Genomic DNA, 9,850 nt, shown 5'->3' on the forward strand with positions numbered 1-9,850 from the left:
GGCCCGGGACCGGGCGGCGGTGGAAGGGCTCGAGGTGCGGTTCGAGGACGGCGACGCGGAGAACCTGCCGGTCGCGGACGGCTCGTTCGACGCCGTCCTGTCGGTGTTCGGCGCGATGTTCGCGCCCGACCACGTCCGTACCGCCGCCGAGATGATCCGGGCGGCGCGCCCCGGCGGCGTGCTCGGCCTGGTCTCCTGGACCCCGGAGGGCTTCATCGGCCAGATGTTCCGGACGATCACCAGCCACGTGCCGGCGCCGGCCGGCGTGCGCTCGCCGCTGCTGTGGGGCACCGAGCAGCACCTGGCGGAGCTGTTCGGCCCGGCCGCCGCCGAGATCCGCTCGGTCGAGCGGACCTGCGTGTGGCGGTTCTCCTCCGCGGAGGAGTTCACCGAGACGTTCCGCCGCTGGTACGGGCCGACCCTCAGGGCGTTCGAGACACTCGACGCCGCCGGTCAGGCGTCGCTGGCCGCCGACCTCACCGACCTGGCCCACCGCTGGAACGGCGCCCCCGCCGGCCTCGGCGTCGCGTTGCCCTCCACCTACCTGGAAACTGTCGTCACGTTGCGTGACGATCGCGCCTGATCTCCTCGCGGCCGACGTCGGTCGGGCACGGCCGGGACCGTTCTGGCCGTGCGCGAGCGGGATCGTGAGCTTTTCCATTCTCGGGTTGGAACGGATGGCACTCGACTGGCGCTCGGGTACGTTGCCGCGCATGCCCGACCTCGCCCCAGCCTCACCCGCCGACGCGTACGCGGCCCTGATGGACGGCAACGCGCGATTCGTGCACGGGGAACGGCTCCATCCCAACCAGGACGCCGACCGTCGATCGGCGGTGGCACCGAGGCAGCGTCCCTTCGCCGTGCTGTTCGGGTGCTCCGACTCCCGGCTCGCCGCCGAGATCATCTTTGACCGGGGGTTGGGGGACCTGTTCGTGGTGCGCACCGCCGGTCACGTCGCGGGAGCCGAAGTGCTGGGCAGCATCGAGTACGGGGTCGGTGTGCTGAAAGCGCCGCTGGTCGTCGTTCTCGGTCACGACTCGTGCGGTGCCGTCACCGCAGCCTCGGAGGCCGACCGCGCCGGCGTGGCACCGGCTGGCTATATCGGGGATGTCGTGGAACGGGTCATGCCGAGCATCCTGTGGGCCCGAGCGGACGGATGCACCGATATCGACCAGTTTGTGCAGACGCATATCCGGCGGACGGTCGACGGGTTGCTGGGACGGTCGGTCCTGCTCGCGGCCGAAGTCGCCGCGGGTCGGTGCGCGGTCGTCGGGCTTTCCTACCGCCTGACGGACGGGACCGTCGGCGTCGTGGCCAGCCACGGTCCGCTGCCCGAGATCAACCGATGACCCGCCCGGCAGCGGGACCTCGTCGCGCGCCCGGATCGCCCTCCAGGCAGTGTCCGGGCGATCTTGCTGGTGGGTGATTCGCCCCTTTGCGGGTTGTGGCCTGGTGAGCCGGTCGGGTTCCGTGGAGCGGCCCGGCTGCGCTGCCGACTGGTCGCTTTGCAGGGGCCGGTGTGCGGATGCCCTCACCATGATCGGCCGGACACGACTAGGGGGCCAGGGCGGGGATGGTGACGGTGAACAGCGGCGGCCGGGCGGCGGCATTCTGATCTCCCCGCCGTCCGCCTCCACGAGGGCCCGGGCAAGGAGCAGGCCGCCCTCGTCCGAGAGGCCGATGAGCACGTCCTCGCCCTGCGCGGCCGCGGTGAGCCGGATCGTTCCCGCACCGTGGCGCAGGGCGTTCTCCACCAGGACCGACAACGCCCCCCTACGGCCCGGTCCAGGCGCGCGTCACGGTCGCCGGCGACCGGATCACCGCCGTGACGACGCTCGCGCTGCCCGCCGGCGGGCGCTCGTCGCGGATCAGCTCCCGTGCCGCCCCGATCCTGCGCCAGGAGACGCCACCGCGCAGAGCGCGACGATCGACGCCGTGTCCGGCGCCAGTTACACCAGCGACGGATGGCGGACGTCGCCGCAGGCCGCCCTCAACCTCGCCGGGCACAGCTGACGGTGGCCGGACCGCTGGGCGGAGGTACCTCCCGGGTCGCGGGGGAGTACGCCGGAAGGTGGACATCCGGCGCCACCGAGATCGCTCCTGCGGCCGTCGTCAGCGGGGTTCCGCGCAGCTAGCGTTGGCAGGGTCAGCCCCGGATCCCGAGAAAAGGGTGATCATAGATGATCGAGGTTGAGGGGCTCACCAAACGCTATGGTGAGAAGCTCGCGGTGGCCGAACTGAGTTTCACCGTGCGGCCCGGGGTTGTCACCGGTTTCCTCGGGCCGAACGGGTCGGGAAAATCGACGACGATGCGGATGATTGTCGATCTCGACGAGCCGTCCGCGGGAACGGTCCGCATCAACGGTCGGCGTTACCGTGATTTCCCGGCTCCGCTGTGCGAGGTCGGCGCCCTGCTGGAGGCGCGGTCGGTGCACAGCGGGCGCTCGGCCCGCAACCATCTCGTGGCGCTCGCGCAGACCCACGGATTCGGCCGCCGCCGGGTAGACGAGGTCATCGAGCTGGTCGGGCTTTCCACGGTGGCCGGAAAACGGGCGGGCGGTTTCTCGCTGGGCATGGGGCAGCGGCTGGGAATCGCGGCGGCACTGCTCGGCGATCCGGGCACGTTGATTTTTGACGAGCCGGTCAACGGGCTGGACCCGGAGGGCATTCGCTGGATCCGCACCCTGCTCAAGGACCTTGCGGCGCAGGGGCGCACGGTGCTGGTGTCCTCCCATCTGATGAGCGAGATGGCGCTGACGGCCGAGCACCTCGTCGTCATCGGGCAGGGTCGGCTGATCGCGGACCAGTCCGTGGCGGACTTCGTCGCCGCGGCGTCCGGGAACAGCGTGCACGTCCGATCGCCGCGCGCGCCCGAGCTGCGCGACCTGCTGCTGTCCGCCGACGTCACGGTCCGCGCCGACGGCGCCGACGTGCTGGAGGTCTCGGGGCTGTCCAGCGACCGGATCGGCATCGCCGCCGCCGACGCCGGCATCCCGCTGTACGAACTGACGCCGCGCCAGGCGTCGCTGGAGGAGGCGTTCATGACCCTGACCCGGGACAGCGTCGAATACCACGGCGGCACGGCGGCACCCCCGCCGCAGCCGGGTGACCTGGCGGCCGCGGGCACGGCCGGGGCCGTCCTCGGCGGGACGGGAGCACGGGCATGACCGCGGCGACGCTCGAGCGACCGGGCTCCGCCGACGGCCCCGCGGCCGCCGCCGGGTACCGGGTCACCCAGCTGCGGGTGCTGCGCTCGGAATGGACGAAGCTGCGGTCGCTGCGGTCGACCCTGTTCAGCCTGCTCGCGGCGATCGTCTTCGTGGTCGGCCTCGGCTGCCTGATCTCGTGGGCCCGGGCCGATCACTGGAACCAGGAGTCCCCGCTCGAGCGGCTCACCTTCGATCCGACGAGCGTCAGCCTGAGCGGGGTGTTCCTGGCCCAGCTCGCCATCGGTGTGCTGGGCGTGCTGACGTTCAGCGGGGAGTACGGCACCGGCATGATCCGGGCGACGCTCACCGCGGTGCCGCACCGCCTGCCGGTGCTGTGGGCGAAGGCGGCCGTGTTCGCCGTGGTCACGTTCGTGCTCATGACGATCTCGGCGTTCGCCGCCTTCTTCCTCGGCCAGGCGATGCTGTCGTCGCGGCACATCGAGACCACGCTCGGCCATCCGGGCGTCCTGACCGCGGTGCTCGGCGGCGGGCTGTACCTCACGGTCGTCGGCCTGCTGGGGGTGGGCCTCGGCGCGCTGATCCGCAGCACCGCGGGGGGCATCGCCACGCTGTTCGGCGTCCTGCTCGTCCTGCCGCTGATCGTGCACTTCCTGCCGTCGAACTGGTCGACCAACATCGACCCGTACCTGCCGAGCAGCGCCGGCCAGGCGATTCTCGCCGTCGTCCCGGACCCCACGTCGATGGCGCCCTGGAACGGTTTCGCGCTGTTCTGCGGGTACGCGGCGGCCCTGCTGGCCGGTGCGGCGGTGGCGCTGCGGCGGCGGGACGCCTAGCGCCGTGGTGCTGTCGGGGCGGGGCCTGGGCCGGATCATGTCCGGCGCGTCGCGGTTGCCTGCGGGCGACGCGCCCGGCGAGAGCCTGCCCGCCCCCCGCCCTCGCGGCCCACTGCGCCGGCTGCTCACCACGCATCCGAAGGCCGTCGACGCGGCGGTCGTCCTCCCGCTCGCGGCGGTGGCGCTGATCACCGTCGGCCTGCATCGGGAGGGCAATGCCGCCGGCCACGTGTTCGCGGCCGGGCTGCTCGCGCCGCTGGTCTGGCGTCGGTCCCGTCCGCTCGCGGTGTTCGCCGTCATCGCGGCCATCGCGTTTGCCCAGTGGCTGGCGGGCGTGACCTCGCCGGGCGACGCGGCGCTGCTCGTCGCCCTCTACACCGTGGCCGCGTCCCGCTCCCGGCGCTGCATGCTTCTCGCGGCCGGCGTCGTCGAGGTCGGTGCGGTGCTGGCCGCGGCGCGCTGGGGCGGCCCGTCGGCGCAGTCCGCGTTCAGCGCGTTCGTGTTCCTCACCGGCATGGTGATCGCGGCCTGCGCGACCGGGGTGAACATCGGCGAACGCCGGGCCCGGCTGGCCTACCTGGAGGACCGCGCGGCCCGACTCGAACGCGAACACGACCAGCAGATCCGCCTGGGCGCGGCGGCCGAGCGGGCCCGGATCGCTCGCGAGATGCACGACATCGTCGCGCACAACCTCTCCGTCATCATCACGCTCGCCGACGGTGTGGGGCTCACCCTCGACACCGATCCCGCCGTGGCCGGCCGCGCTGCCGAGGCGATCTCGGAGACCGGCCGGGAGGCGCTCGGGGAGATGCGCCGGCTGCTCGGCGTGCTGCGAGACGACAGCGAGCAGGACACCCGCGCGCCGCAACCCGGCCTCCGGGACCTGGACCGGCTGGTCGAGCAGGTCCGCGCCACCGGCCTGCCGGTCAGCCTGGAGATCGGCGGCGAGCCGCGCGCACTGTCCGCCGGCGCCGAGCTCACCGTGTTCCGCCTCGTCCAGGAGGCGCTGACCAACACTCTCAAGCACGGCGGTCCCGCGGCGGCGGCCCGGGTCCGACTGCGCCACCATCCCCGCGGGCTCGACGTCGAGATCGTGGACTCCGGTGACGGCCAGTACCGACCGGTTCTGGCGGCCGGGACCGTGCCGAGCCCCGAACCGCCCGCCGGGCCGCATCGAGGGGGCGACGGCAAGGGGAACCACGACAAGGGCAGCCACCGCCTGGGGCGCCAGGACCGGGGAAGCGGCGAACGGTGGGGCCGCGGCGGCCAGGGGCTCATCGGCATGCGGGAGCGGGTCGCGACGTTCGGCGGCCTGGTCGAGGCCGGACCACGGCCGGCAGGCGGCTGGCGGGTCCACGCGCACTTCCCGGCCGGGTCCGACCAGGAGTCCGCCCCCGATACGGGCCCCGTGCCCGGCCCCGACGCCGCGCCCGTCCCCGACCCGGATCTGGGCCTCGATCCGGACCGCGCCCCTGATCCGGATTCGGCCCCCGATCCTCACCCGGGCCACGCGCCGCGGGCTGGCGTACCGGAGCCGGCCGGGACCGAGAGAGGATGACGGGGTGCCCCTCTCGGTCCTGATCGTGGACGATCAGCCGCTGCTGCGCCTCGGCTTCCGGATGATCCTGAGCTCGCATCCCGACGTCACCGTGGCCGGCGAGGCCGCCGACGGCGCCGAGGCGGTCCGGCTGGCCGCCGAACTCGCCCCCGACGTCGTCCTCATGGACATCCGGATGCCCGGCGTCGACGGCATCGAGGCGACCCGCCGCATCATCGCCGCCCACGGGGCGACCAGGGTGCTCATCCTGACCACCTTCGACATCGACCGGTACGCCTACGCGGCGCTGCGCGCGGGCGCCAGCGGGTTCCTGCTCAAGGACGTCCGCCCGGCGGACCTGCTCTTCGCGATCCTGGCGGTGGCGAGCGGTGACGCGGTCGTGGCCCCGAGCCTCACCCGGCGCCTCCTCGACGCCTTCGCCCACCGGCTTCCCGACCCGGACCAACCCGAGCCACCCGCCGACCCCCGCCTCGCCCGGCTCACCGAACGCGAGGTGGTGGTTCTCCACGAGGTCGCGGCCGGGCGCTCCAACGCGGAGATAGCGAAGTCTCTCGTGCTGTCGGAGGCGACCGTCAAAACTCACGTGGGCCGCATCCTCGCGAAACTCGAACTACGCGACCGCGTCCAGGCCGTCGTCTTCGCCTACGAAACGGGTTTCGTTCGCGCCTGCGACCGGCCCCCCACCCGACCCGGCGGCTGACACCCGGATGTGGTCGCTCGATGGCACGTCGGTCCCGCGTTCGGTGCTGCTGTTCCGGGTGGTCGCGTTCTGGGTGCCGCCCGCGTTCGGGATTGTCACGGCGCGACATCTGCGGCGCCGCGGGGCGCTGTGACCGCCGACCCGGATGGTCCGGCCACCGTTGCGCCTGGCGCGGTCGTTGGCTTCCCGTTGCCCACCCAAGGGTGGATCACAGGTTCGCTGGGCATCGTCACGGCATGTCCATCTCCGCGCAGGCCGGGACTGCCGCACCGGCGCGGGCCCACGATGTGCCTCGCGCAGCCGGCGTGGCGCGCGCCGGCACCGTCGCCGCGGCGCTCGGCCGGACGGCGCGCCGCTTTCCCCTGACGCTGTGCGTCCTGGTCGCGCTCACGGCGGCCCGGACCAGCCAGGACGTGGACCCGAGCCTGGCCTCGCGGCTGGAATGGGACACCAGTACGACCATCCCGCAGATGGTGCACCATCCGTTACGGGTGTTCGTCGGCAGTGTTCCCTGGCTGACCGGTGCGTCACTGCCGCTGTGGCTCCTGCTCGTCGTCGTGGCTGTCGGTGGACTTGAGGCGGCTGTCGGCACCGGGACCGCCCTGGCGATCGTGATGATCGGACATGTCGGGGCGACGCTGGTGTCCGAGGGCGTCCTCGGTCTCCGGGTCGCCACCGGGCGGCTGCCGTCCTCGGCACTCGACGTGCTCGACGTCGGGCCCAGCTACGTCGTCGCCTGCGCGTTGACCGCGACGATGGTGCTGGCGAACCGCCGGTCACTGCGCATGGTCGCCGGGTTGGTCCTCGCTGTTGTCGCCCCCGACCTGGTCAGTGGAGTGACCCGGTGGGACCTGGACGGGGTGGGCCACACCAGCGCCTTCGTCCTCGGGCTCCTGGCCGGCGCCGTGCTGATCCGGCGGCGCCGCCGACACCTGCCCGGGACGCGGCGGCGCCCCGGGCAGGGCACGGACCGTCCGGCGGAGCCGGAGCCGGATCCCGAGCTCCGATCGTCCGACCCTCGTCCTGTCGTGCCCGCGCCGGTGCCGTAGCCGGTCAGGACGCCTGGTGATCCGGTGGAACCGGACCGCCGGGACTGTCACGGTCGGCAGTACCTGCCGACGTCGGGGCGGATCGTGACTGCCGCCGGTTCGACGGCGAGACAGCCGTTCTCCCGCAGCGCGGTGCTCGCCTGGCGTCGCACGACGAGCACCGCGATCGTGACCAGAACCTCGCAGGCCACCTGCCCGCGGATGTCGAGCATCCGCGGGCACAGCACCGTCAGATTCTGCGCCGGCCCGGTCGCCTGGTAGATCTGCCGGGTGACCGTCCGCGTGAAGACGTAGGTGCAGGTCCGGAGTCCCACCCTGCAGGTGATCACACCCGTGTTGGTGATGATCGTCCGACTGCCCGGAATCCGCGACTGCAGGGCCGTGAGCGTGCGCGACCCGGCGATGCCGTCCGCGGGGAGCCCGTGGCCCTTCTGGAACCGGCGGATGGCGACCTCCGTCCCCGGACCATACGTCCCGTCGATCTTCACCGACTCGCCGAGGATGAACAGCGCGTTCTGGGTGGCCACGACGCACGCGTGGTCGTTGTCAGCTCGCCGGCTCATGGCCTGGCAGGACGTCAGCGTGGCGATGCGGCCCCCGCCGCCGAGTCCGTTCAGGTCGATGCAGCCGGCCGTGAGAAGCATCGCGACGGCCGTCAGCATGGCCGCGAACGCCCGCACGAGCTGTAGGCGCGGCCGCGAGCGGCCGCGGGCGCGGCGGGGGGACGGGGGGCGCGCGGTGGCGTCGGCCACCCGCGGGTCGAGCGAGAACGGGCCGGTGGTCATGGGCCTCCTGTCTCGGAACAAGGAAGAGGGAAGCTGCACGGACCGGTCGCGTGACCGCCGCCTGCTGGCGCGGGCTGCTGGAAGGGACCGGTTTCCCCGCGTCCGGCGGGGTCGCCGTACCAAGCGTCAGCCGCGGGCATCGCGCCGACCACCGGGCAACCTCGCCGCTCGCTGGCGGGGCAACCATGACGGGCGTATGGCGGAAAACCGGAATCCCGCCGCCGGGTGCACGTGAAAGCCAGGACGGTGGCCGCACGCACGAACGGCGTCCGTTCGCCCGCGGTGCCAATCGTCGGAAACCTGGGTTGTGCCCTGCTGTTCCCGCGAAGGATGGTGAGCGACGCGGGAAGGGGGCGATGAGCCGGTGGTGGACCTGGGATCCGGCAGTGCGGGCCGGCGGGTGTTCGTCCGCGTCGGGCGGGCGCAGGCGGTGGTCGCGACGATCGGAACCGCGGCCGGTCTCGCCTTTGCGCTGGCCGTCACCACGTGGTCCTGGGGAATCTCCGATCACGTCGAGGGCACGGTGGGCGGCCCGCAGTACGCCTTCGGCGCGATCTGTGTGGTCATTGGTTTCCTCGCCTGGATAAGGCTGGCGAAGCCGCGGGTCGGTGTGCTGCTGATGCTGCTGGGCGGGTCCTATTACCTGCAGTTCCTGCGGGCCAGCTCGGTCGGGGCGGTATTCGTGTTCGGGGTGGCTTTCGCCTATCTGTGGACCGGAGTCATCGCCCATCTCGTGCTCGCCTGGCCTGACGGCGGCAGGGTGCCGGGCATCCGTAATCGGATACTGCTCGCGGGGTGCTACTCCTCGGCTGTCCTGACCCAGGCGCTGCGCCTTGTCCTGGATGACCCGCACGGCCCCTGGCTGGACTACGCCACCACCCCCCGCACCACGACCTCGCGGGTGGGCAGCGTCGCGGCGATCGTGTTCGCGCTGCTCGTCGCGACGGCGACCGTACGCCAGCTCGTTCGGGCCCGGACGGATCGTCGCTGGCGAATCCCCCTGTGGAGCGCGCTGCTGTTCGTCGCCCTTTGCGCGATGGCGGCGAGCGTCGCAAGCCTCGCGCCGGTTCCCTCTCGCTTTGAGGGGCAGTTGCTCGTCGCCGCGCTGGAGGCGGGGGTACTGCTGTTGCCGCTGGTCCTCGTCGCCCAGATGCCGATCGAGAGCCTGTTGCTGGAGCGGATCGAGGCCATCCACTCATCCCGGCTGCACATCGCGATGGCCGCGCTGGAGGAACGGCGGGTCATCCACGGAGATCTCCACGACGGCGGCCAGGCACCCTTCTACGCCGTGCTGGGTCTGCTGGGCCTGGCCCGGGACCAACTGGGGCAGGCGGACGGCGAGTCGCCCGACCAGGCCGACCAGGTCCGCGATCTGGTCGGCCGCGCCCATCGGCAGTTGCAGGACGCGATCGAGTCCCTGCGCGACCTCGTCCGTGGCGTCTACCCGGCGGCGCTGACCGAGAGCGGCCTGCGCGCGGCGGTCGACAACCTGGCCGACACCTCGCCCATCCCGATCGACGTCGACATTCCCGACGTCCCCCTGCCGGGCCACGTGCGGACGACGGCGTACTTCCTGATTGCCGAGGCGATCACCAACGCCTACCGGCACGCCGAGGCGAGTCAGCTGGCCGTCGTCGTCCAACGGTCCGACGCACAGCTGCTGATCAGGATTCAGGACGACGGCCGCGGCGCCGCGGCGCCGCCCGCCCGGCGGCCCCCCCCCCGCCAGCCCCCCCCGGGCCCGCCCCACGCCGG

The 9,850-nt window shown here is 72.7% G+C and carries 11 protein-coding genes; 10 read left to right on the forward strand and 1 reads right to left on the reverse strand.

From position 1 onward, the window contains the following. The 9 genes from MXD60_RS14170 to MXD60_RS14205 all read left to right on the forward strand — a co-directional run. A partial coding sequence (locus MXD60_RS14170) for a class I SAM-dependent methyltransferase (protein ID WP_248819526.1) occupies nt 1–583 on the forward strand: 583 nt, incomplete at its 5' end. 64 nt (nt 584–647) lie between these two features. Further along, on the forward strand, nt 648–1,349 hold the full coding sequence (locus tag MXD60_RS14175) for a carbonic anhydrase (RefSeq protein WP_308222476.1): 702 nt from the start codon (nt 648–650) through the stop codon (nt 1,347–1,349). A gap of 331 nt (nt 1,350–1,680) precedes the next feature. After that, nucleotides 1,681–2,013: an FMN-binding protein gene (locus MXD60_RS14180; RefSeq protein ID WP_248819527.1), complete on the forward strand. Its 333-nt coding sequence runs from the start codon at nt 1,681–1,683 to the stop codon at nt 2,011–2,013. A 167-nt stretch (nt 2,014–2,180) separates the two neighbouring features. Further along, on the forward strand, nt 2,181–3,167 hold the full coding sequence (locus MXD60_RS14185) for an ATP-binding cassette domain-containing protein (protein WP_248819528.1): 987 nt from the start codon (nt 2,181–2,183) through the stop codon (nt 3,165–3,167). Continuing rightward, nucleotides 3,164–4,003 (forward strand): ABC transporter permease, encoded by an 840-nt coding sequence (locus tag MXD60_RS14190; protein WP_248819529.1) that lies wholly within the window; start codon nt 3,164–3,166, stop codon nt 4,001–4,003. The genes MXD60_RS14185 and MXD60_RS14190 overlap by 4 nt, the downstream gene beginning before the upstream one ends. Before the next feature lie 4 nt (nt 4,004–4,007). Further along, nucleotides 4,008–5,561 carry a sensor histidine kinase gene (locus tag MXD60_RS14195; RefSeq protein ID WP_248819530.1) on the forward strand — a complete coding sequence of 518 codons (1,554 nt, stop codon included), beginning with the start codon at nt 4,008–4,010 and terminating at the stop codon, nt 5,559–5,561. A 4-nt stretch (nt 5,562–5,565) separates the two neighbouring features. After that, nucleotides 5,566–6,261: a response regulator gene (locus MXD60_RS14200; protein ID WP_248819531.1), complete on the forward strand. Its 696-nt coding sequence runs from the start codon at nt 5,566–5,568 to the stop codon at nt 6,259–6,261. Between the two features lie 7 nt (nt 6,262–6,268). Continuing rightward, complete coding sequence (locus MXD60_RS28795; RefSeq protein WP_283098351.1) at nt 6,269–6,394, forward strand: hypothetical protein; 126 nt, start codon at nt 6,269–6,271, stop codon at nt 6,392–6,394. Nucleotides 6,395–6,497: 103 nt separating this feature from the next. Then, the gene (locus MXD60_RS14205; protein WP_248819532.1) at nt 6,498–7,310 is read left to right on the forward strand and encodes a rhomboid-like protein; all 813 of its coding nucleotides are present in this window, start codon (nt 6,498–6,500) and stop codon (nt 7,308–7,310) included. Nucleotides 7,311–7,357: 47 nt separating this feature from the next. Here the strand turns inward: MXD60_RS14205 and MXD60_RS14210 are convergent, their stop codons facing one another. Further along, nucleotides 7,358–8,095, reverse strand: a complete 738-nt coding sequence (locus tag MXD60_RS14210; protein ID WP_248819533.1) for a peptidoglycan-binding domain-containing protein — start codon at nt 8,093–8,095, stop codon at nt 7,358–7,360. A gap of 367 nt (nt 8,096–8,462) precedes the next feature. Between MXD60_RS14210 and MXD60_RS14215 the strand changes: the two genes are divergently transcribed. Further along, nucleotides 8,463–9,850, forward strand: a 1,388-nt coding sequence (locus MXD60_RS14215) for a sensor histidine kinase (protein WP_248819534.1), incomplete at its 3' end; no start/stop codon positions are given.

Source organism: Frankia sp. AgB32, from assembly GCF_023243045.1.
Taxonomy (GTDB): Bacteria; Actinomycetota; Actinomycetes; order Frankiales; family Frankiaceae; genus Frankia.

What these genes read in the sequence shown, in the direction of transcription:
- MXD60_RS14180 (WP_248819527.1), top strand. Translation starts at nt 1,681, where the DNA reads ATGAGCACGTCCTCGCCCTGCGCGGCCGCGGTGAGCCGGATCGTTCCC.
- MXD60_RS14185 (WP_248819528.1), top strand. Translation starts at nt 2,181, where the DNA reads ATGATCGAGGTTGAGGGGCTCACCAAACGCTATGGTGAGAAGCTCGCG.
- MXD60_RS14190 (WP_248819529.1), top strand. Translation starts at nt 3,164, where the DNA reads ATGACCGCGGCGACGCTCGAGCGACCGGGCTCCGCCGACGGCCCCGCG.
- MXD60_RS28795 (WP_283098351.1), top strand. Translation starts at nt 6,269, where the DNA reads ATGTGGTCGCTCGATGGCACGTCGGTCCCGCGTTCGGTGCTGCTGTTC.
- MXD60_RS14205 (WP_248819532.1), top strand. Translation starts at nt 6,498, where the DNA reads ATGTCCATCTCCGCGCAGGCCGGGACTGCCGCACCGGCGCGGGCCCAC.
- MXD60_RS14210 (WP_248819533.1), bottom strand. Translation starts at nt 8,095, where the DNA reads ATGACCACCGGCCCGTTCTCGCTCGACCCGCGGGTGGCCGACGCCACC.